This window comes from Paraniabella hibiscisoli (assembly GCF_022512515.1).
In the GTDB taxonomy this organism is placed as follows: Bacteria; Bacteroidota; Bacteroidia; order Chitinophagales; family Chitinophagaceae; genus Niabella; species Niabella hibiscisoli.
On sequence record NZ_JAKWBK010000001.1, the window covers coordinates 3,312,361 to 3,331,941 of the forward strand.

Genomic DNA, 19,581 nt, shown 5'->3' on the forward strand with positions numbered 1-19,581 from the left:
GTGCAAAGGTAAACTAATGTGTTTTGAACAGATTGTGTTTATTTTTGTTGCTTCTAAAGATAAGCGGGCTCGATGTAAAACAGCTCATTGTTACTTTTTTCATATTTAAAACTATCGAAAACCAGGTGAAACAACAGGTGCAGTTCAGCGATTTGGGTAATATGCGTTATAAGGATGCATGGGACTACCAGGAGAATATTTTACAGGAAAATGTGTTGGTCAAAACGCGTTTGCGTGAACTGCAGGATAGTGGAGAAATGGGGCAGCCTGATGAAAACCTCCAAACCAGGCACGCTTTACTCTTTGTAGAACATCCTCCTGTATTCACCCTCGGAAAGAGTGGTGATATGGGCAATGTATTGATGAGCGAGGAGCACCTTGCCAAGCTTGGTATAGATTTTTTAAGATCAACAGGGGGGAGACATTACCTTTCACGGCCCTGGACAATTAGTAGGCTATCCCATTTTTGACCTTGAGAAATTCTATACAGATATTGGTAAATACCTGCGCAATATTGAGGAAGTGATGATATTAACTATGGAGGAATATGGTTTGAAAGGCGAACGCTCCGCAGGAGAGACCGGTGTTTGGCTGGATCCTGACAAAAAGGGGCGCGAACGTAAAATTTGTGCCATTGGGGTACGAACCAGCCGCTGGATCACTATGCACGGTTTTGCTTTAAATGTAAATACCGATCTGAATTATTTTAATATGATCGTACCCTGCGGTATACAGGAAAACAAGTTACCTCTCTGCAAAAAGAACTCGGTCGTGCCTTAGATATGGATGAAGTGAAAGAGAAAGTAAAGAGAAATTTTGAAAAAGTGTTTGAGATAGAAGTGGTGAATGGGTAGCATAATATGCCGGGATTAAAATGCATGGCATACCTATGTATAATAACTTCAAGCCAGGCTAGCTTAACTACGCAAATAATAAATTCAATTTATCGTTGGCAAATGTTCACCATTTTACAACGATTTGTTCGCTGCTATATTCGTTTAATACTAACAAAACTGATTAAATGAGCATGTTTATGATGAAAAATTATCCTCTTGTATTTAGAAGGATTTTTATACTTTGTTTCTTTTTATTGGGGGCCGCTCAATTATTGGGACAAAATGAATTTATTACTGTATGGAATACCAATAATGGCGATAATCATAACACCATTGTTTTTCCGGGAACTGGCGATAATTATAATCTCTTAGTTTCTCCGGTGGCGCCAACATTAGGAACACCTTTTACTATAACGGGTAATGGTGTTACTGTTGTTAATGTACCTGTGGCAGGTATCTGGAGACTTGCTGCATCTCCCGGCGCGGGAAATTTTACAAATTTTAATTTTGTTTCCGACACTACTGATCGCCTTAAGATTATCACCCTCGAACAATGGGGAGTATCGTATGGAGTGATTTGATTAACGCATTTAGGCAATGTAAGAACCTGAATGTACTAGCAACGGATGTGCCCAACCTTAGCAGTATAACCAACCTGACTGGCATGTTCGATCAATGTACCGAATTAGTGGGTAATAATAATTTTAATAACTGGGATGTATCAAATGTTGTAAACATGACTAATATGTTTCACACTTGCTCTTCTTTTAACCAGGATATCGGAAACTGGAACACGTCGAAGGTTACTATAATGACTGGCATGTTTGCTAACGCTACCAGTTTCAACCGGGATATTGGAAACTGGAATACTTCTAACGTAAATATTATGGCTGGGATGTTCAGTAATGCTGTTAGCTTTGATCAGCCCATAGGGTTGTGGAATACCGGTAATGTAACAAATATGAATTTTATGTTTGCTGGGGCAAAGGCATTTAACCAGAATATTAATAATTGGAATACTGCAGTAGTAACTACAATGGCAAATATGTTTAGCGTAGCTACTAACTTTAATCAACCTCTCAATAATTGGAATACTGGAAATGTGACACAAATGAGCAGAATGTTTTCGTCTGCTGATGCTTTCAACCAACCTTTAAACGATTGGAATACAGGCAAGGTTTTAAATATGAGATGGATGTTTGCAAACGCCGGTTCTTTTAATCAACCGCTTAATAATTGGAATACCGGAAATGTAACCAGCATGGATTTTATGTTTGTAAATGCGCATAACTTTAATCAACCGTTAAATAATTGGAATACAGGCAAAGTTACTACTATGGCATCTATGTTCACAGGTGCGGTTTCTTTTAACCAGCCTATAAATAGCTGGAATACAGAAGAGGTTACTACTTTGGATTATATGTTTTCGGGAGCTTGGTCTTTTAATCAACCTTTAAATAACTGGGATACAAAAAAGTTACCACCATGCGAGGTGTGTTTAGCCGAGGCTTTAATCAAAATTTAGGAAGTTGGAATTTATCGGCATTAAGTACAGCGGAAAGCATGTTGAGTGCGTCAGGAATGGATTGTGTGAATTATACTGCGACGCTGGATGGTTGGGGCGCTAATCCTGCCACACCTGATAATATTTTGTTGGGAGCCAGTTCACGCATATACTCCAGTGTTACGGGTAATGGTAGAAGCTCTTTAATAGCAAAAGGCTGGACTATTACTGATAGCGCTCCCGATGGAGGTGTTTGCGCTGCCTCAGCCTTACCTGTTGTTTTTAGCAGTATTAGCGCTGTTATCAAAGACAGCAGGTTGGTTGTAAATTGGGCAACTTTGAGCGAAACGAATAATGATCATTTCGATGTAGAGATTTCTAACGATGGCTTCGATTTTATCAGTATAGGTAGTTTGGTTTCTAAAGCAAAAGACGGTAATTCTGAAACCATAATTGAGTACACTTTTTCAAAAACGATACATAATGTTAGCCTTTTAGGATCGTCTGCATTTGTTTTAGGACTTGCTTTCCTTGTTGTCGGCAGGAAAAATAAGATATTGTTAATGGTGTTTGGTGTAGCAGGTTTTGTAGGTATAAATGCAGGATGCAACAAACAGAACTATATTAAAACCAATTCTAGCAACAATGTGTATGTGCGCGTTGCACAGATCGATAAGGACGGCCTAAAGACTTATGGTAGAGTAATAAAGGCGAGGATGGATGAGGAATGAATAAAATAAAAGCCAAAGAATCCCAGACAGAGCATTTTGTATTCACTTGTCAACCTATAAACCTGTTGACTTTTCAACTACTAACTAAAAATCCTTCGGCAGAAAAACTTTATTCTTCTCTAACAGCTTATCATCGGCATATAATTCAAAATTGATATAGCCTGCAGAAGTGAAATAAGAACGGTCCAGTTTAAAACGTTTTTCTTTAATATTATTGAGCTCAAAAAGCGGCTGACCAGCTTCTCCGAAAAACTTTAAATCATATTTTCTTTTATCCAGCGGCAACTCTACCCGCACATAACGGTCTGGTGAAGTGAAAATGTAAGTAGATTGTACAAATCCTGAAGGAATAAAGTTGGGATTCAGATTGACTTCTGTATTCGATTTATTGCCGCTATTATATGCATCAGCAAGGCCCGAAGTATCCACAGTAGGCCGTTTCGATTTGGTTGAAATATATTTCCCTCCTTCAAACATTACAAAAATGCGATAAAACATATTGTCATTGGGAGCGGTAGCATCAGAAAAACCGTTTTGCTGCAGGCTCGGATCTGGAAGGGTTCCTATAGTTTTGAAATAATTTAGGGTATCGGTAGAACGTTGAATGCTTATTTGTTTAACGCCCTGGTAATTATGGGTCCAGGCTACCACAACCCTGTTGGTTCCTACCTTGTAAACCGAAAAGTCGGGAAGTTGCTCCTGTGCATAAATGCCCGAAATAATAAAGCCTGACAGTAAAAACAATAAAATCTTCTTCATGATAGAGCCATTAACTACTTAACTAACAAAGATAAGCGAGTGCGCATAACAGATCAGAAAATTAACGTTCCTTTTCGTAAAGAAAGATTACCCTGCAAGCCCCCGAATGAACAAGCAATAACCGGGAACCGGTTTTAAAGTAATTGTTTTGAATTAACTCATGTACACCATAAAATAGCTTTCCGGTATACACAAAGTCGGTAGGGATCCCGGTTGCTGAAAATAGCTCATTCATAAAGTTGATCAATTCGGGTTTTTGCTTGGCGTAGCCTCCAAAATGATAATCATGGTTAATAATAACCGGCTGATCTTTATTTTCAAGGAGATGTTGCACTTCGCTTTCCAGCATAGAATGGTTTTTCAGTGCACTCAGACCCAGCACACTGGCTTGATCTGATTTACTGTTAATCAGGCCTGCCATCATAGTGCCGGTTCCCACGGCGCAAACGATATGATCAAAAGCGTTTTTTCATAAGGAATGGTAGCTGCGCCACGCGCTCCTGTGTTGCTATAACCGCCTTCGGGTATTATGTAATAATCATCTCCTGAAAAAGCAGCAGGAATAATCTTGTTTTGATAATCTGCTCTGGAAACAAAATGCAACTGCATACCGTATTCTTGCGCATTCAAAAGGGTATGGGAGTAGGAGTTAGGCGTTTCACCCCGTATGATGCCTATACAAGGGATGGCATTTGCCGCGCAGGCTGCAGCCGTTGCCGCAATATGATTGGAAAAGGCCCCTCCAAATGTTACAATGGCTTTGTAGTTGCCATCAATAACTTTTCGAAGGTGGTATTTAAGCTTAAACCATTTGTTGCCGCTAATTACCGGGTGTATTGTATCCAGCCTTAATACCTGTACACTTACCCCATTCTGAGACAGAAAAGGTACGGGTTCTGTTGTGATTAAATCTTCGTCAATAATATCCATTACAATGATACCTGTTGGCTAAATTACCTTATTTTTGAGACCATTCATTTTCGCAAAAGTATTACCGGATAAGATTCGGCAGCGAAAAAAAACAGCAGGCCTTGCTTGCTGCCACTAAATGATAAAAGAAAATATAAAAATTTACGAATGAAACCAACATTAGTGATTTTGGCCGCAGGAATGGCCTCTCGTTACGGAAGTATGAAACAGGTGGAGGCTTTTGGTCCGAGTGGCGAAACGATAATGGATTATTCGATAGCAGATGCTGTAAAAGCTGGATTCGGGAAGATTGTATTTCTGATCCGTGAGCAGTTTGTAGAAAACTTCAGGAATCTTTTTGCTTCTAAACTTGATGGAAAAGTAGACTATGAATTTGCTTTCCAGGAATTGGATATGTACCTGGATGGTGTAGAAATCCCGGCAGAACGTACCAAGCCCTGGGGTACCGGGCATGCAGTACTGTGTACTGCAAAAGTAGTAACCACTCCTTTTGCAGTAATTAACGCAGATGACTTTTATGGTTTTGATGCGTTTAAAAAAGCGGCTGAGTTTTTAACTACTGAGTGCAATGAAAAAACATACGCGGTAATCAGCTACCCGCTGATGAATACCTTATCTGAACACGGTACTGTAAATCGTGGCGTGTGTGGACTGGACGAAAAAGGCAACCTGGCAAGTGTAGTAGAACGCATCGGTATTGGTTTACAGGGTGATGTAGTGAAGGTAGACGACGGTTTGCAGCCCGATGAATTATCAAAAGACACGGTAGTTTCTATGAATTTCTGGTGCTTTCATCCTTCGGTATATGATTTGTATGAAAAAGATTTCAAAGCTTTTATTAAGGAAAGTATTGCTGTTCCTAAGTCTGAGTTCCTGATCCCTGCTGTGGTAGATAATTTTATTAAAGAAGGCGGGGAAGTAAAAGTGGTGACTACATCAGCTCAGTGGTTTGGCGTAACTTATAAAGAAGATGCTCCGGCAGTTCAGAAACAACTAAACGACCTGATTGAGCAAGGCGCCTACAGCACTAATCTCTGGGGTGCATAATAAAATAGATTTGTTTGTAACGCTTTATAGCGCGTGGTTTAAGCCACGCGCTTTTTTATGCATTCGTTGGCCTTGTTGCATAAAAAAGCGCTACCCTGCAGGTAACGCCTATCCGGTTTTGGCTTTGTTTAATCGCCTCAATTCACTTTCACCATATATATGTATTCTTCTATTTTCTTTACCTGTTGAGGACTTTTCAGTCCACTAAGTGAGCTTTTGGTGCTCAGCTTTATATTTTTTATCGTAGAATCAATATCGTCTCTCTTTCTCGCATCACTCAGGGCATTAAAGATATTACGGGTCTGAATAGCAAATGCCACACCTTCCGCATCTTTTTGTTTGGCATTTAAGATACCAATTATTTCACCATTGCTATTTAATACAGGACTGCCGCTATTACCTCTTTCTGCTTTTATATCAATCTGGCAGCTCAATGTATCACCATTATAGCCTGTTTTCGAGCTTAGGTAACCTTGTCCGTAAACCAGTTCCTCATCTTTAGGATAACCTAAGGTAAATATAGGCTCAGCCAGGTCGGTTGCTTTTTTGGTAAAACCATAAGGCGTACCTGGTAAAGCTTTAAAATCAGGGTCGTTTATTTTTAAGATAGCAATATCTGTTGCCGGGTTAAGGTATACTACTTTTGCCAGGAACTCTTTACCCGCTGTATTTTGTACTGCTATATTTTTTGCTTCTTTTATTACGTGGTAGTTGGTAACCAGGTAGCCTTTCCCGTCTATGATAAAGCCGGTACCACTATTGGTGTAAGGTATTTCTGGAGTAACGGTTGCAGTGTTGCCCTGCTTAAGTGTGTTGATTTCTTTGTCCTGCAGCCGCGATTTTACCTGGAGCGTATTAATATTCTTTTTAAGAATTTCCAGCTGGTCTTTAGGTGCTTTGGGAGTAACGGAGCCTACAATCCCGTTTACCATTAAAGCGGTAATGCCTGCAATGGAAGCAGCAATGGCTGCCGTTTTCTTAAACTTATGAAACAGGTATACAACCTTGCCTCCTTTAGGTTTAGCAGCATTTATTTTGCCCTGGGCCGAAAGATCATTGTGCACTTCATTCAGTGAAAGCTGAAATTTCTGCCACTGGTTGAAGCGGTTCATTTTTGTAAAAACAACGTATGCTCCACCACCATTTGATCTACCTCACTATCCGCCTTACGCAGGTTTTCAAAATGAAGCCGTTCGTCAGGGTTCATATTACCCATTATGTACCGCTCAACGGCATCTAAAAGGGTTATATTATTATTCTGGTCATTCATCACTTAATCAGGTTTTTTTATATTGAGAAAAGAATATTTTTTCAAGCGCATCAGGCATTTGTATTTTTGGGTCTTTGCATTTTCTGCATTCGTGTACCCAAAATTTTCTGCTATTTCCTGCATGCTGTTGTTTTTAAAATAAAACGCCTCCAGCAGGCTTTTACAGGGTTCTCCTAATGTGCTGATGGCGGCATGCATCATTTCAAATTCAGCATCTTTCTGTTCGTGCTCCACTACTTCGCCATCCACAGCTATCTGAGTTTCGTTGGTATCATCAAAATCGGTCGTATGCCTGTTGCTCTGGTTCAGTTTTTTTAGCCAAAGCCTCCTGGCAACCGAGTAGAGGTAGGTCCTTATCTGGCAATTCAATTCAAAACTACCCGACCTGGCCTTGTCATACAAAACCATCATTGCCTCCTGGAAAATATCTTTGGCATCGTCTATGGTTCCGTTGTTGTTGATTACCAGGGCCTGAACCAGATTGTAGTTCTGCCCATAGATCATTTCAACCGATCTTTTGTCGTTACGAGCTAATCCCTTCAATAAAATTATTTCCTGTTCTAATGTAGAATCTTTCAACCTGTGATAATTTAATACGAATTTTTAAAAATAGTAACCCTTTCGCAGTCAGAAAAAAATTTTTATTTATGGGTTACCTTTTTCCCTTTGGGTATTAACTATTTTAACAGCAAACCTTAAATTTTATGAAAAAGTTATTTATTTTATTCGCAATCAGTTCTTTAGGATTTGTAGCATGTAATAATGCGGCAGAAGGCGAAGGTGGTTCAGACTCTACTAATGTTAGTGCTGACACCAGTTCGGTTGATCCAACTTTGGGTAACCTCCGGTTAATCCAACCGATACTATGGTAAACCTGGATACAACTTCTGCAGCAGCTGACACGTCTGCAATTAAATTATAATTTTTATTCGGCAAGCAATATAGAGGAGCCATTCCGCTACGGCGGAGTGGTTTTTTTATACCCTTAAGGAATGCTGGCCGGTAAGTAATGGGGCCCGCGATTTTGTTATGTTTCCTTAAGGTAATAGTGACGACCCCGGATTTGGAAAGTATTTTTGGCATAGCTGCAAATGCAGCTGAAAACAAAGGCTTCGGCAATGGGTAACACGGGGCATATATTTTCAAAAATTGCCAAATGATTTGTTTTTGTTACCTTTGCACTCTTTTTATGACAACATTTGAATCATTAGGGATTGAGGCTGGGCTGCTTCAATCTCTGGAAACTATCGGTTTCGTAACTCCCACACCCATTCAGGAACAAGCCATTCCCGTTTTATTACAAGGTACCAAAGATTTTATAGGTTTAGCACAAACCGGTACCGGTAAAACAGCAGCATTTGGTTTACCCTTATTGCAATTAATTAGTAAAGAACAACGTACGCCGCAAGCTTTGGTCATTTGCCCAACGCGCGAGCTATGTCTGCAAATTGCTAAAGACTTAGGCAACTTCAAAGGGAAAAAAGTCCTGTTGGTGTAACTGCCGTTTATGGTGGTGCCTCTATCTCTGATCAGATCAGGGAAATCAAACGGGGAACCAACATCATTGTAGCTACCCCTGGTCGTTTGATTGACTTAATCGAACGCAAAGCCATTAATTTAGAAGGTATTAACTATGTAGTATTAGATGAGGCAGATGAAATGCTGAATATGGGCTTTAAGGATGATATTGAATTCATTCTAAAGGAAACCATTAACCGGGATAGCATCTGGCTGTTTAGTGCAACTATGCCACCGGCAATCAGGCAGGTAAGCAAGCGATATATGGACAATCCCCATGAGATTACCGTAGGTAAAGTGAATTCAGGGAATGCCAATATTGATCACCAGTATTATTCTACACAACACGTAAACAGGTACGAAACCTTAAAGCGTATTATAGATTTCAATCCGGGTATTTACGGTATTGTTTTCACCAGAACCAAGGCTGATGCGCAAAATGTAACAGAGAGCCTTATCCGTGAAGGATATGATATTGAAGCCTTGCATGGCGATTTAACGCAGGCGCAGCGTGATAAAGTAATGGCGCGTTTCCGTGAAAAGTCAATTCAATTGCTGATAGCTACAGACGTAGCAGCAAGGGGTATTGATGTAAAGGAAATAACACACGTTATTAATTATGAATTACCAGATGATACAGAAGTTTATACGCACCGAAGCGGCAGAACGGGCCGTGCTGGTAAGAGCGGGGTTTCGGTTTCATTGGTTACACCAAGAGAACTCTATCGTTTACGCCAGATTGAAAAGCTGGTAAATACGAAGTTTCATAAAATGGATATTCCAAGTGGTAAAGATGTTTGCCGCAAACAGTTCTTCCATTTTATCGATAAAATGCTGCAGGCTGATATCAGCAATGGTGAGTACGCTACTTATCTTCCTATTCTGCAGGAGAAATTTGCAGATGTAGATAAAGAAGAAATTATGCAACGTGTAGCTGCATTGGAATTCGACCGATTTTTAAAATACTATGAGAACTCAGCTGATTTGAACATCCGTGATTCGGGTAAAGCTGGCAGGGAAGGGAGAAGTGCTGAGAGAAGTAGTGGCAGGGAAGGCCGCAGCTCCAGGAGCAGCAATGGTAACTATCAGCGTTTATTTGTAAACCTTGGTACGAAAGATGGTTTTTATAAAGCAAGCTTTTTACAGTTTATTCTGGACATGAGCGGATTGAGTAAAGATGTGCTCGGTAAGATAGACATGAAGGATATGAATAGCTGGGTAGAGATCGATCCATCTGCAGGTAATAAAATGATCAAAGCACTGGACGGTAAAAATTATCGAGGCAGAAAAATTCGCATGAACGACGCCGAACAAGGCGGCGGACGCAGAAGATAATTTACCTCTTCTAATAAATTATTAAATCGCTCCCCGGAGCGATTTTTTTGTTTTTAGTGTATCCGTTCGCCGTTTTTTTATCTTATATATCGTTCATGGAGTTGCTTTCTATCAACTTTTAATAGACAGGTTATTGTATTTGTATAAAAGAATTACATTTATATAAACGTAGCTATATGAATTTTGAACTGACCGAAGAGCAACTAATGATACAGAAAGCAGCCCGGGATTTCGCTCAAAATGAGTGTTTACCGGGTGTGATCGAACGCGATGAGCAACAAAAATTCCCCTTAGAACAAATATCCAAACTGGCCGACCTTGGATTTCTGGGTATGATGGTAGATGAGCAATATGGCGGAGCTGGTATGGACACGATCAGCTATGTGCTGGCTATGGAAGAGATATCGAAAGTGGATGCCAGCGTAAGCGTGTGCATGAGTGTTAACAATAGCCTGGTTTGCTACGGGCTGCAGGCTTTCGGATCTGAAGAACAAAAGAAGAAGTACCTGACACCGCTAGCGCAAGGGAAAAAGGACGGCGCATTGTATATAGGCGCTTTTATGTTGAGTGAGCCGGAAGCGGGCAGTGATGCTACCTCACAGCGAACCACCGCTGAAGATAAAGGCGATTATTATTTACTGAATGGCACTAAAAACTGGATCACAAATGGAGGAACAGCATCTGTTTACCTCGTAATGGCACAAACAGACATTTCGAAAGGATCGAAAGGTATTAATACATTAATTGTAGAGAAGAACTGGCCGGGAGTTACGGTAGCTGCGAAAGAAAATAAGCTGGGAATAAGAGGTAGCGACACGCACACAGTTATGTTTACTGATGTAAAAGTGCCCAAAGAAAACCGGATCGGAGCGGATGGTTTTGGTTTTTCATTCGCAATGAAAACATTGGCAGGAGGCCGTATTGGCATTGCTTCCCAGGCATTGGGTATTGCCAGTGGCGCTTATGAACTGGCTAAAGAATATGCTAAAACAAGAAAAGCTTTTGGTACCGAAATTATGAACCACCAGGCCATTGCTTTTAAGCTGGCCGATATGCACATGAAAATTGAAGCAGCCAGGCTGTTATGTTTGAAAGCCGCCTGGGAAAAAGACCAACATCAGGACTATACCATCAGTTCTTCCATGGCCAAGCTCTATGCCTCTGAGACCGCTATGTGGACTGCGATTGAAGCCGTGCAGGTACATGGCGGATACGGTTATGTAAAAGAATATCATGTAGAACGATTGATGCGTGATGCCAAGATCACACAGATCTATGAGGGTACCAGCGAGGTACAAAGAATCGTCATAAGCAGGGGTATATTAAAATAAAACCTGGCTTTAGTACACCGGTCATTTAAACTTTCTTCTTTCAATTACAGCAACGGTAAGTCTGCTGATACAGATCAGCTGTTGACTGTCATTATACAGCTTAATATCCCACACATGGCTGCTTTTACCCAGGTGGAGCGGACTGCAAACTGCACGCGCATACCCTGATAAAACCGGTCTTAAATGGTTGGCATTTATTTCCATACCCACTACCATAAACTTTTCGCGGTCTACCACCAGGCTGCTGGCGTAAGAACCCACCGTTTCTGCAAGCACCACCGATGCCCCTCCATGTAGAATGCCATAAGGCTGCCTGGTTTTGTCGCTTACCGGCATAGTGGCTTCCAGCGAATTTTCGGTAATAGCCGTGAATCTTATACCCAGGTGGGTATTCATATTGTCGTTGGTTATTTCGTTCAACCTTGCCAGGTCATATTCTTTAGTCCAGATCATACTATTTTTTAGGGATATAAATGTAAGCCGATACAATGAATCGCAGGCAAGAAGTACAAGTCCTGTTAAAAAACAGGTTCTTCAACAATTATCTGGGTATAAATAGTTGTAATATTGAGACTTTAAAGAGCTGTAATATGAGTGTGATCGAAATAACCGACCTCAAAAAGCAATATGCGGGCAATTATGTGTTAAAGGGTATCAATCTGCAGGTAGAGCCGGGAATGATATTAGGCTATATTGGTCCGAATGGCGCCGGTAAAAGTACTACGATCAAAATTATTACTGGCATCATAGATGAGTTTGAAGGTGACGTAAAAGTGTTAGGGATGGATGTGCGTAATGAGTCGCTGGAAGTGAAACGGCGAATTGGCTATATACCGGAACTGGCGGCGCTTTACGATGTGCTAACCCCGGTAGAATACTTAAAATTTACCGGCAAGCTTTATGGTTTAAGCGATGAGGTCTTTGCAGCTAAGGGATGGGAGTTGTTAAAGCTTTTCGATTTGGCTGATAAAGCTGAAGCCCGCATGAATACCTATAGCAAGGGTATGAAGCAAAAGGTACTGCTGATAAGCGGCCTGATGCATAACCCCGAAATTATTTTCCTGGATGAGCCCTTAAGCGGTTTAGATGCTAATGCGGTAATACTGGTGAAAGAGATGTTACAGCAGCTCAAGCAATCTGGTAAAACTATTTTCTATTCATCGCATATTATGGACGTAGTGGAAAAGATCAGCGACCGGATTATTTTAATTGATAAGGGCCAGATCATTGCAGATGGTACTATTGATACATTGAGGCAACAGGCACAGCAAGGCTCGCTGGAAAGTATATTCAAATCGCTGACTGCTACCGATTCGGTAACTACCAATACTGCCAAAGAAATTATTGACGTACTAAACAGCTAACTATTACATGGATACTTTTTCCTCCGGTTGTTTTTCGGCTTAATAAAGTCGTTGCCCTTATCTGGTGTAAACCTGGAACAGGTGCACATGATCGCCTCTACAAAGCTGACCATGGACAGGCGACGCAAACCGGCTACCTGGAAGCGGAGCCAGCAGAAGGAGCCTTCAAACGCCATGTTGTACTCCATGATGGTTTATGCATTAATGGGGTTGTTTGTGGGATTGATGATTTTTTTGGTACCAGATTTTATGCTTGCAATGATCATTCTGCATACCTACCTTTTGTTTATGCTGATCATGATCCTCATAACCGACTTCAGCAACGTACTCTTAGATACTTCAGACTCGCAGATCATACTTCCTAAACCTGTTACCAGCCGTACATTGCTGGTAGCCCGTACGCTGCATATTATTGTATACCTGGGTCAATTGATACTGGCTATTATTATATGCCCGTTAATTTTTTCAACCATAAGGTATGGTATCCCGGTAGGCGTTACGCTCTTGCTGACTACTATACTCACTACTGCCATCGGCATTTTTGTTACTTATATTTTATACGGACTGGTATTGCGTTATACCAGCGAACAGAAAGTAAAAGATATTATTGGCTACTTCCAGGTATTTATGACGGTGTTTTTGCGGTGGCCTACCAGGTAATACCTCGTTTGATCAACCTGAGTGAAACTGCATTTAGTTTCGAATTGCATTGGTACTCGTATCTTCTACCACCGGTGTGGATGGCCAGTTTGTTAGATTCGGTACAGACAGGCACTATTGACGGCGCACGAATAGGCATGATCGTTTGCGCAATTGGGATGCCTTTACTCTCCGGGTTTATCATAGCCAGGTATTTGGCTCCTTATTTCTCCAGGTTTATGTCTGCGCCTGCTGAGGGTAGTGCTATTGCTTCAACAAAAAAGCAGCAAATAGCAAATCAAGGCTTTCAGAAAAACTGGCGCAGCTGTTGTGCCGGTCTCCGTATGAAAATGCCTCGTTTTCCCTGGTTTGGAAAATAACAGGTCGCGATAAGAATTTTAAAATGCAGTTTTATCCCAGCCTGGCTTATATTCCTGTGTTTATTTTTATTATCCTTTTCAGAAACTTTAAGGATATAGGGAGAAGCTGGCTGATTTACCCAACGGAAACATGTTTTTATGGTTGCTATACCTGGGGATGTTTTCGGTTACATTGAGCCTTTCTTTGATCAGTTATTATGAGAATTATACGGCTTCCTGGGTGTACCAGACAGCGCCCGTTAGTAAACCAGGAGCATTGATTAATGGTGCAGTAAAGGCATTGCTGGCCAAATTTTTTATACCGGTCTATTTGGTAATGAGCACGGTTACCTTCGCTATATGGGGTTATAAAACACTGGATGATATTTTGTTGGTGGGGTTTAATAGTATCCTTATTTTTTACATCAGTGCTTTAATGTCTACACATTATCTACCGTTTTCGCAGCAGCCCAATGCCAAACAGCAGGGCGGTAAATTTTTAATGGTGTTACTGCGTATATTTCTGATCGGTATTTTAGTGGCTTTACATTGGCTGGCCTTAAAAATAAGCTGGCTGGTAATGGCATTGGTACCCCTTTCTGTAGCCGGTTGTTGGTGGATGAATCACCAAGTACAGCAACTCCCCTGGAGAAAAATTGTTGTATAGTTCGGGATAAGTGCTATCCTAAGCGCTTGTTTAATCTTTTCATTTTTTAGTTTAATAAAATTTTATGCGTCAATACAAAGCCTTCTTATTTGATTTGAATGGTACGATGATTAATGATATGGAATATCACATCAAAGCTTGGTATAGGATCCTCAATGAACTGGGTGCTGAAATATCTCTGGAAAAAACCAAAGAAGAATGCTATGGTAAGAACCATGAATTGTTAGATCGTGTTTTTCCCGGCAGGTTTTCTATTGAAGATAAAAATAAAATGAGCATAGAAAAGGAAAGACAGTACCAGGAGGAATTTCGACCACATTTACAGTTGCTTGCTGGATTACCCGGAGTGTTGGAACATTATCACAGCAAAGGTATTAAGATGGCGATCGGGTCTGCCGCTATTATGTTTAATATCGACTTCGTATTAGATGGGTTGGGAATTCGTCATTACTTCCAGGCCATCGTGAGTGCCGATGATGTAGCCAATAGCAAACCCGACCCTGAAACTTATTTAAAATGTGCCGATCTGTTGCAGGTTCCCGCTTCCGATTGTTTGGTATTTGAAGATGCGCCTAAAGGTGTAGAGGCTGCGGCTAATGCCGGTATGGATTGTTTTGTTTTGACTACCATGCATCAGAAAGAAGAGTTCATACAATCGAACATAATAGGCTTTGCTCCCGATTTTATAAACTTTGATATAGCAGTCTGATTACATCTCAAACGAAACTTGCTCAATCGTTTGCACAGGCTTATCATTTTTCAATAGATTATCTTTCAACAAATCATTGAATCATGAAGAGATTTTTAGCCCTGTTAACTGCTGTTATTGGCTTTGCTGGTTTTTTATCTGCTCAGTCTGCCGTTGAGCTGGCTGCCGTGTACAAAGACCTTGCTGTTTTTGAAACACCTATGGCTTTATCCCTTAAAAAGGGCGTGAAAAAGTCTGCAATCGACCAACTGCAAAATAGCCAGTTAAGGGAAGCAGCTCTGGCATTATGGAACAAATCTTACAAAACGGATTATAGATCGGCCGCATACAAAGCCTGGTTAACACCAACAACACTGGGTCAGCAATTAATGATCGGCGACGGGTATAGCAAATACGAGGGGGTGACCGGGATTTACCTGCCGGAAGGAAAACATACCATCCTGGTAGATGGCATTGCCGACGGCAAAGAAGTAGGACTGTTAGTGCCTGACTGGAACCGCAGAGCTCCGGAAGGTATGAAGCCTGATAAAGACCCGGCAGGATGGGGTATTCATAAGCAGCGGTTTGTTTTACGCAACGGAGTAAACATTATACAGGTTAAAAATAAAGGAGGGTTAGCCTATATCGACTACTACTCTGAAGAGCCGGAAAAAGAAAAGCCAGTACAGGCGCATTTTGTAGCGGGTAAAGTAAATGGCTATTTTGATGTAAGTAAAAACAACAATAGCGACTGGAATACATTAATTGATCATGCTGTTTACCCGGTTATAGATGCTAGGGGCAGACATATTCAAATTGCTTATCCTGTGGAAGCCTGTAAAAAATACGCTTACGGAAAAGGGGTGGAGCTGATTGCTAACTATGATTCTTTGGTATACCGGCAACACCGCATATTGGGCCTGATTAAATACAACAGGGTTCCCGATAATCACATTCTCGCCAGGGTCAACTACAATTATTACATGTTCCGCGATGGAGATGGTGTGGCTTATATGGGTACGGACCCGGGCAATGCGATGGCCCTGGTGGTTGATCCGGCCCGTGTGGTAAAAGGTGATCCTTGCTGGGGATTCAGCCACGAAGTAGGACATGTACATCAATTACGTCCTTACCTCAATTGGGGTGGACTGGGAGAAGTGAGCAATAATATTTTCTCTTTGTATGGCACTACTTCCTTTGGCAATAAGAGCCGCATCAGTGAACAAAAAAATTACCAGAAAGCCCGCGACAGTATTATTGCACGTAAAATATGTTATCTGCAAGACAATGATGTTTTTAATCGCTTGATCCCCTTCTGGCAGCTGCAGTTATATTTCGCTGGAGTCGGTAATAATCCTGATTTTTATCCCGATCTTTTGAAGCTTTCCGTAAACAAGGGAATGTGGAGCGTGCCAGCCAGCGCGGGGGCCGCAGAGCTAATGGCGGTTGGGGCGACAGGGGCAATAATCCTGCACCATATCAGTTAAACTTTGTGAAAACAGCCTGTGAGGTAAGTAAAACAGATTTAACAGACTTCTTTGATCAATATGGTTTTTTCTATGTGGGCCAGTTTGAGTTTGGCGATTACGGCAATTATAAGTATGAGCTGACACAGGAAATGGCAGATAAAACAAGGGCCGAGATCAAAGCGATGAATCTGCCTAAACCTAAAGTAGATCTGACAAAACTGGAGGATTAAAAAGGTTGAGCTCAGGCGGGTTTGATACTTCAAGAAGTATTACTCAGCAAGCATTTTTTCGAACATTTTTTTAGTTCGGTATTGGATTGGTGTTCAAGATCCCTGCTCACAATCTCGCCTTTTTTATTAACCAATGCGTAATGCGGGATGCCACTGATATTGAAAAAACCTGCAAGGTAGTTCCACTCATTTTCTGTGAGCCTGAAGTGTTCGCCATTGATACCGGCTATCATGTTCTTCCATGTCTTTTCGGGTGACGAGGGGTCTGTAATGTAAATAAATACCACGTTTGTTTCTTTCATTTCGTCTTTCAGCGAAGCTATTTCCCTGATGCCTGCAATGCAGGGGCTGCACCATGTAGCCCAGAAATCTATGTAAATAACCTTACCTTTAAATTGGTCGGTTATGGAAGACAGTACTTTCCGTACTTCTACATTACCTAATTTGTTTATCTTGCTTTCGGTATTGTTTCTTTGCTTGGCAATGGTATTGTTAACCGCATTGTTACAATCCTGCCAGTAAGAAGCTATAATGGGTAGTTGAAGCTGTTTTTTTAAGTAGGCGAGTTCTTCATTGTCTAAGGGCGATGTTTGACTGATAAGCTTTTTAAGTACCTCTTGCGAAATAATAATGTCATTCAGCAATGGGTTTTTTAACTGCAGCTTATGTTCGAAGAAATTCTTTTGGCATTCTGCCAGCCTTGCCCCATCCAAAAGTTATGCAGTCCTCCATATTGCTCAGAAAGGTTTTGGAAAGCTTGGATTCGCGGGTAGTAAGCCCTTGAAACTTTTGGTACGCTTCTGTACTTTCATATTGTTGATAAGCATTTATAATCGTATCGGAGACTGCCACATTGCTGTCTTTTAAAAAAGTAGCAAGCGGCTCGGTGAATACCCGTTTTCTAGTGGAAACAGTTTATAATATTTTCTCCATAAAACCATATTTTCTTTCACAAGGAGAGATAATTGGGATTCAAACGGTGCAATAATATCTTTATGAGGGACTTGGATGTAGTTCTTCTGTTCTTGAATTTTTTTAATTCAGCAATTTTTTTTGATGCTATATTTTGTCTGCTCAATGAGTCGATAAAAGCGCTGGTGCTCAAACCGTAAGATGAATTGGTAGCCCGCGCCTCTTTGAGGAAAAATAATCTGTTAAAGAGGAAGAAGGAGCTTGCAGACATAAGGTATACCGGGTTACCCATGGTTGCATTGCTTAAAAAATTGTAATAGTTGTCGGGTTTTTCAGGCTTTTCGGGCAGACTGTCTTTGTGGCTCTTTAGATTGTATTTATCCCTCACATGATTTTCAAAATCCATATTGTAAGAAAGCAGTGTTTCGGTACAATTGTTTTCAATGGCTACCGCCTTTAATTGTATAGCCCTCTCGCTAATGGTAAAATTCTTTTGCATAGCGTTTAATGAGTCCAATAGTTTTTTTCTATTGGATAATAGGAAATCTTTATATTGGTCCGCTGAAACGCTTCCGATTTTCCGGGTAAGTTCCTCATAACCCGGGTGCTTTATACCTGACAGAAAGTTTAACTCGCGATTAATTTGTCCCGATGTTCCCATGAACACATCTCCATACTGTGCGTCAATAATATGAAACAGTGTTTCGCCCGGTTCCAAATAAACAGAAAACCTGTTGCCCAGGTTTACATAAACATCTTCCGGGTAAAATAAGGGTATGCTCACTTTGAAGTATCCCAGCTCATTTACCTGCACAATATGAGCATCCTGGTTGTCTGTGAAAACATTGTTTACAGCTATTTTACCGGTTTTTAATTTGCTGGTAGGGTTATAGTTGGCTATGTATCCCTCATAAATAGCAGTATCTATTTTTAGTACATTATCTGCCTGATAGGCAGCTATGTTTTTAATGGTGGCAGCCTGAATGTTTTTTACATAAGTGATGCTGTTTTTTAAGGAAGCACCTGCTTGTATTTTGCTATGGGTTAACTTATTAAAATATAGTCTTCTGACAGTTTTGTTATCAGTAAGGACAATGAGGTCTGATGACAGGTCGATTAATTTATAACTCCATATTTTATTATCGTATACCGCTGTAGTCTTGTAAAGAGCTATTTCAGCCAGGCCGGTTTTTGAGTTATACCAACCTCCACGTAAGTCTTTAGGCATGTTATTAGGAGCTGTTTCATTAGATAATTCAATTCTCCCAATGAACCAGGAACCTCCGTCTTCGCCATAATTGATGGTTGATGTTGCAGCATGTATTGCAGGGAAGTCGAGCGTGTAGGTAGCAATGTTATCATTGCCCATTTTGTGCTGTTTGTCAATCTCAATTCCTTCACCGGATTTTACATATAGCTTCGTAGTATCGCTGCCTGCCTGTATGTAAGTTTTAGACGGGATCTTAATCCAGTCCCCATCATAGTTTACTGTGAAAAACAGTCTTGTGGTATTACTGTGCAGCTCTATTTTAGATACCTGCACATAAGGGGCAGCAGAGGTTTCATAATCCGGAAAATGGATAGTGGTTTGAGACTGAGCGGGAATAAAGTAAATAACTAAAATAAGAAGTGAAAGAAGTCGCATAAGAAAGCTGGTTTTGTTGCCGAATATAAATTATTAGTTATTACACTTATTGCAACCTGTTTTAAATTGGTTAAATTTTAACTATAGAATGCATGGAACTTTTTCATCAGAGGGCTAACATTTATCGGACAAGTCTTAAAGTTGTCGCATGGAGATGTTCAATCAGGAGAATATCTCTTTGACCAGGTGTCGTCGTTGCCTGCTTACGGGTACTTTAATGTTGGATTCCATAATGAGGTAGCCGCCGTCTTCGGGCTAACGAGTATATGCTTTTCAGTTTACAGGTGATCAGCGCATTGTTTTTCGAGAGGGTTGTATATTAAAAGGAGGAGTTCTGGCCGGAGTAC

26 protein-coding genes are annotated in these 19,581 nt (G+C 40.8%); 17 read left to right on the plus strand and 9 right to left on the minus strand.

All coding sequences use genetic code 11. From position 1 onward, the window contains the following. The first annotated feature begins 23 nt into the window (after positions 1 to 23). The 5 genes from MKP07_RS20610 (at position 24) to MKP07_RS20630 (ending at position 3,071) form a co-directional block, all read left to right on the plus strand. Positions 24 to 470: a hypothetical protein gene (locus MKP07_RS20610; RefSeq protein ID WP_240848856.1), complete on the plus strand. Its 447-nt coding sequence runs from the start codon at positions 24 to 26 to the stop codon at positions 468 to 470. Then, entirely contained in the window at positions 463 to 780 is a 318-nt protein-coding gene (gene lipB / locus MKP07_RS20615) for a lipoyl(octanoyl) transferase LipB (protein ID WP_240850970.1), read from the plus strand. Before MKP07_RS20610 ends, lipB begins: the two co-directional genes overlap by 8 nt. Positions 781 to 1,033: 253 nt before the next feature. Continuing rightward, positions 1,034 to 1,417, plus strand: a complete 384-nt coding sequence (locus tag MKP07_RS20620; RefSeq protein ID WP_240848857.1) for a hypothetical protein — start codon at positions 1,034 to 1,036, stop codon at positions 1,415 to 1,417. Beyond that, the gene (locus tag MKP07_RS20625) at positions 1,390 to 2,361 is read left to right on the plus strand and encodes a BspA family leucine-rich repeat surface protein (RefSeq protein ID WP_240848858.1); all 972 of its coding nucleotides are present in this window, start codon (positions 1,390 to 1,392) and stop codon (positions 2,359 to 2,361) included. Before MKP07_RS20620 ends, MKP07_RS20625 begins: the two co-directional genes overlap by 28 nt. 65 nt (positions 2,362 to 2,426) lie before the next feature. Then, positions 2,427 to 3,071: a hypothetical protein gene (locus MKP07_RS20630; RefSeq protein WP_240848859.1), complete on the plus strand. Its 645-nt coding sequence runs from the start codon at positions 2,427 to 2,429 to the stop codon at positions 3,069 to 3,071. Between the two features lie 84 nt (positions 3,072 to 3,155). On the opposite strand, the gene MKP07_RS20635 is transcribed toward MKP07_RS20630, so the two are convergent. The 3 genes from MKP07_RS20635 to MKP07_RS20645 all read right to left on the minus strand — a co-directional run bounded on the left by MKP07_RS20635 (position 3,156) and on the right by MKP07_RS20645 (position 4,760). After that, on the minus strand, positions 3,156 to 3,830 hold the full coding sequence (locus MKP07_RS20635; protein WP_240848860.1) for a hypothetical protein: 675 nt from the start codon (positions 3,828 to 3,830) through the stop codon (positions 3,156 to 3,158). 61 nt (positions 3,831 to 3,891) lie between these two features. Beyond that, a complete protein-coding gene (locus MKP07_RS20640) occupies positions 3,892 to 4,269 on the minus strand; it encodes a hypothetical protein (protein WP_240848861.1) in 378 nt (125 codons plus the stop codon). Next, a complete protein-coding gene (locus MKP07_RS20645) occupies positions 4,251 to 4,760 on the minus strand; it encodes a hypothetical protein (protein WP_240848862.1) in 510 nt (169 codons plus the stop codon). Before MKP07_RS20645 ends, MKP07_RS20640 begins: the two co-directional genes overlap by 19 nt. 147 nt (positions 4,761 to 4,907) lie before the next feature. Between MKP07_RS20645 and MKP07_RS20650 the strand changes: the two genes are divergently transcribed. Continuing rightward, the gene (locus MKP07_RS20650) at positions 4,908 to 5,807 is read left to right on the plus strand and encodes a nucleotidyltransferase family protein (protein WP_240848863.1); all 900 of its coding nucleotides are present in this window, start codon (positions 4,908 to 4,910) and stop codon (positions 5,805 to 5,807) included. A gap of 137 nt (positions 5,808 to 5,944) precedes the next feature. Here MKP07_RS20650 and MKP07_RS20655 read toward each other — a convergent pair whose 3' ends face one another. Genes MKP07_RS20655 through MKP07_RS20665 form a run of 3 tightly spaced genes read right to left on the minus strand, consistent with a single transcriptional unit; the run spans position 5,945 to position 7,656 of the window. Beyond that, a complete protein-coding gene (locus MKP07_RS20655; protein ID WP_240848864.1) occupies positions 5,945 to 6,919 on the minus strand; it encodes a S1C family serine protease in 975 nt (324 codons plus the stop codon). After that, positions 6,916 to 7,077 (minus strand): hypothetical protein, encoded by a 162-nt coding sequence (locus tag MKP07_RS20660; protein ID WP_240848865.1) that lies wholly within the window; start codon positions 7,075 to 7,077, stop codon positions 6,916 to 6,918. The genes MKP07_RS20655 and MKP07_RS20660 overlap by 4 nt, the downstream gene beginning before the upstream one ends. 3 nt (positions 7,078 to 7,080) lie before the next feature. Continuing rightward, positions 7,081 to 7,656, minus strand: a complete 576-nt coding sequence (locus tag MKP07_RS20665) for an RNA polymerase sigma factor (protein WP_240848866.1) — start codon at positions 7,654 to 7,656, stop codon at positions 7,081 to 7,083. 125 nt (positions 7,657 to 7,781) lie between these two features. On the opposite strand from MKP07_RS20665, the gene MKP07_RS20670 reads away from it, so the two are divergent. The 4 genes from MKP07_RS20670 (at position 7,782) to MKP07_RS20685 (ending at position 11,261) form a co-directional block, all read left to right on the plus strand. Next, a complete protein-coding gene (locus MKP07_RS20670) occupies positions 7,782 to 7,949 on the plus strand; it encodes a hypothetical protein (protein ID WP_240848867.1) in 168 nt (55 codons plus the stop codon). 317 nt (positions 7,950 to 8,266) lie between these two features. Further along, positions 8,267 to 8,575 carry a DEAD/DEAH box helicase gene (locus MKP07_RS39145; protein ID WP_262919397.1) on the plus strand — a complete coding sequence of 103 codons (309 nt, stop codon included), beginning with the start codon at positions 8,267 to 8,269 and terminating at the stop codon, positions 8,573 to 8,575. A 44-nt stretch (positions 8,576 to 8,619) separates the two neighbouring features. Beyond that, positions 8,620 to 9,930 carry a DEAD/DEAH box helicase gene (locus tag MKP07_RS41335; RefSeq protein ID WP_394803682.1) on the plus strand — a complete coding sequence of 437 codons (1,311 nt, stop codon included), beginning with the start codon at positions 8,620 to 8,622 and terminating at the stop codon, positions 9,928 to 9,930. Positions 9,931 to 10,106: 176 nt separating this feature from the next. Further along, a complete protein-coding gene (locus tag MKP07_RS20685) occupies positions 10,107 to 11,261 on the plus strand; it encodes an acyl-CoA dehydrogenase family protein (RefSeq protein ID WP_240848868.1) in 1,155 nt (384 codons plus the stop codon). Positions 11,262 to 11,282: 21 nt separating this feature from the next. Here MKP07_RS20685 and MKP07_RS20690 read toward each other — a convergent pair whose 3' ends face one another. Continuing rightward, positions 11,283 to 11,714, minus strand: a complete 432-nt coding sequence (locus tag MKP07_RS20690; protein WP_240848869.1) for a hotdog fold thioesterase — start codon at positions 11,712 to 11,714, stop codon at positions 11,283 to 11,285. Between the two features lie 137 nt (positions 11,715 to 11,851). On the opposite strand from MKP07_RS20690, the gene MKP07_RS20695 reads away from it, so the two are divergent. The 7 genes from MKP07_RS20695 (at position 11,852) to MKP07_RS20725 (ending at position 16,677) form a co-directional block, all read left to right on the plus strand. After that, positions 11,852 to 12,625, plus strand: a complete 774-nt coding sequence (locus tag MKP07_RS20695) for an ABC transporter ATP-binding protein (RefSeq protein ID WP_240848870.1) — start codon at positions 11,852 to 11,854, stop codon at positions 12,623 to 12,625. A 51-nt stretch (positions 12,626 to 12,676) separates the two neighbouring features. After that, complete coding sequence (locus tag MKP07_RS20700; protein ID WP_240848871.1) at positions 12,677 to 13,285, plus strand: hypothetical protein; 609 nt, start codon at positions 12,677 to 12,679, stop codon at positions 13,283 to 13,285. After that, the gene (locus MKP07_RS20705; protein ID WP_240848872.1) at positions 13,270 to 13,644 is read left to right on the plus strand and encodes a hypothetical protein; all 375 of its coding nucleotides are present in this window, start codon (positions 13,270 to 13,272) and stop codon (positions 13,642 to 13,644) included. Before MKP07_RS20700 ends, MKP07_RS20705 begins: the two co-directional genes overlap by 16 nt. Before the next feature lie 130 nt (positions 13,645 to 13,774). Then, positions 13,775 to 14,290 (plus strand): hypothetical protein, encoded by a 516-nt coding sequence (locus MKP07_RS20710; RefSeq protein WP_240848873.1) that lies wholly within the window; start codon positions 13,775 to 13,777, stop codon positions 14,288 to 14,290. Between the two features lie 64 nt (positions 14,291 to 14,354). Further along, positions 14,355 to 14,999, plus strand: a complete 645-nt coding sequence (locus tag MKP07_RS20715) for an HAD family hydrolase (protein ID WP_240848874.1) — start codon at positions 14,355 to 14,357, stop codon at positions 14,997 to 14,999. An 83-nt stretch (positions 15,000 to 15,082) separates the two neighbouring features. Continuing rightward, positions 15,083 to 16,465: a M60 family metallopeptidase gene (locus MKP07_RS20720; RefSeq protein WP_240848875.1), complete on the plus strand. Its 1,383-nt coding sequence runs from the start codon at positions 15,083 to 15,085 to the stop codon at positions 16,463 to 16,465. 5 nt (positions 16,466 to 16,470) lie between these two features. Then, positions 16,471 to 16,677 (plus strand): hypothetical protein, encoded by a 207-nt coding sequence (locus MKP07_RS20725; RefSeq protein ID WP_240848876.1) that lies wholly within the window; start codon positions 16,471 to 16,473, stop codon positions 16,675 to 16,677. Between the two features lie 29 nt (positions 16,678 to 16,706). On the opposite strand, the gene MKP07_RS20730 is transcribed toward MKP07_RS20725, so the two are convergent. Together MKP07_RS20730 and MKP07_RS20735 are read right to left on the minus strand one after the other, a co-directional pair. Then, positions 16,707 to 17,321: a TlpA family protein disulfide reductase gene (locus MKP07_RS20730; protein ID WP_240848877.1), complete on the minus strand. Its 615-nt coding sequence runs from the start codon at positions 17,319 to 17,321 to the stop codon at positions 16,707 to 16,709. A 305-nt stretch (positions 17,322 to 17,626) separates the two neighbouring features. Next, entirely contained in the window at positions 17,627 to 19,234 is a 1,608-nt protein-coding gene (locus MKP07_RS20735) for a hypothetical protein (RefSeq protein WP_240848878.1), read from the minus strand. Positions 19,235 to 19,581 lie beyond the last annotated feature (347 nt).

Coding starts and splice junctions, on each gene's coding strand:
- MKP07_RS20645 (WP_240848862.1), bottom strand. CDS start 4,760: ATGGATATTATTGACGAAGATTTAATCACAACAGAACCCGTACCTTTT.
- MKP07_RS20650 (WP_240848863.1), top strand. CDS start 4,908: ATGAAACCAACATTAGTGATTTTGGCCGCAGGAATGGCCTCTCGTTAC.
- MKP07_RS20670 (WP_240848867.1), top strand. CDS start 7,782: ATGAAAAAGTTATTTATTTTATTCGCAATCAGTTCTTTAGGATTTGTA.
- MKP07_RS20710 (WP_240848873.1), top strand. CDS start 13,775: ATGTTTTTATGGTTGCTATACCTGGGGATGTTTTCGGTTACATTGAGC.
- MKP07_RS20620 (WP_240848857.1), top strand. CDS start 1,034: ATGATGAAAAATTATCCTCTTGTATTTAGAAGGATTTTTATACTTTGT.
- MKP07_RS20660 (WP_240848865.1), bottom strand. CDS start 7,077: ATGAATGACCAGAATAATAATATAACCCTTTTAGATGCCGTTGAGCGG.
- MKP07_RS20735 (WP_240848878.1), bottom strand. CDS start 19,234: ATGCGACTTCTTTCACTTCTTATTTTAGTTATTTACTTTATTCCCGCT.
- MKP07_RS20695 (WP_240848870.1), top strand. CDS start 11,852: ATGAGTGTGATCGAAATAACCGACCTCAAAAAGCAATATGCGGGCAAT.
- MKP07_RS20690 (WP_240848869.1), bottom strand. CDS start 11,714: ATGATCTGGACTAAAGAATATGACCTGGCAAGGTTGAACGAAATAACC.
- MKP07_RS20720 (WP_240848875.1), top strand. CDS start 15,083: ATGAAGAGATTTTTAGCCCTGTTAACTGCTGTTATTGGCTTTGCTGGT.
- MKP07_RS39145 (WP_262919397.1), top strand. CDS start 8,267: ATGACAACATTTGAATCATTAGGGATTGAGGCTGGGCTGCTTCAATCT.
- MKP07_RS20625 (WP_240848858.1), top strand. CDS start 1,390: ATGGGGAGTATCGTATGGAGTGATTTGATTAACGCATTTAGGCAATGT.
- MKP07_RS20685 (WP_240848868.1), top strand. CDS start 10,107: ATGAATTTTGAACTGACCGAAGAGCAACTAATGATACAGAAAGCAGCC.
- MKP07_RS20715 (WP_240848874.1), top strand. CDS start 14,355: ATGCGTCAATACAAAGCCTTCTTATTTGATTTGAATGGTACGATGATT.
- MKP07_RS20635 (WP_240848860.1), bottom strand. CDS start 3,830: ATGAAGAAGATTTTATTGTTTTTACTGTCAGGCTTTATTATTTCGGGC.
- MKP07_RS20655 (WP_240848864.1), bottom strand. CDS start 6,919: ATGAACCGCTTCAACCAGTGGCAGAAATTTCAGCTTTCACTGAATGAA.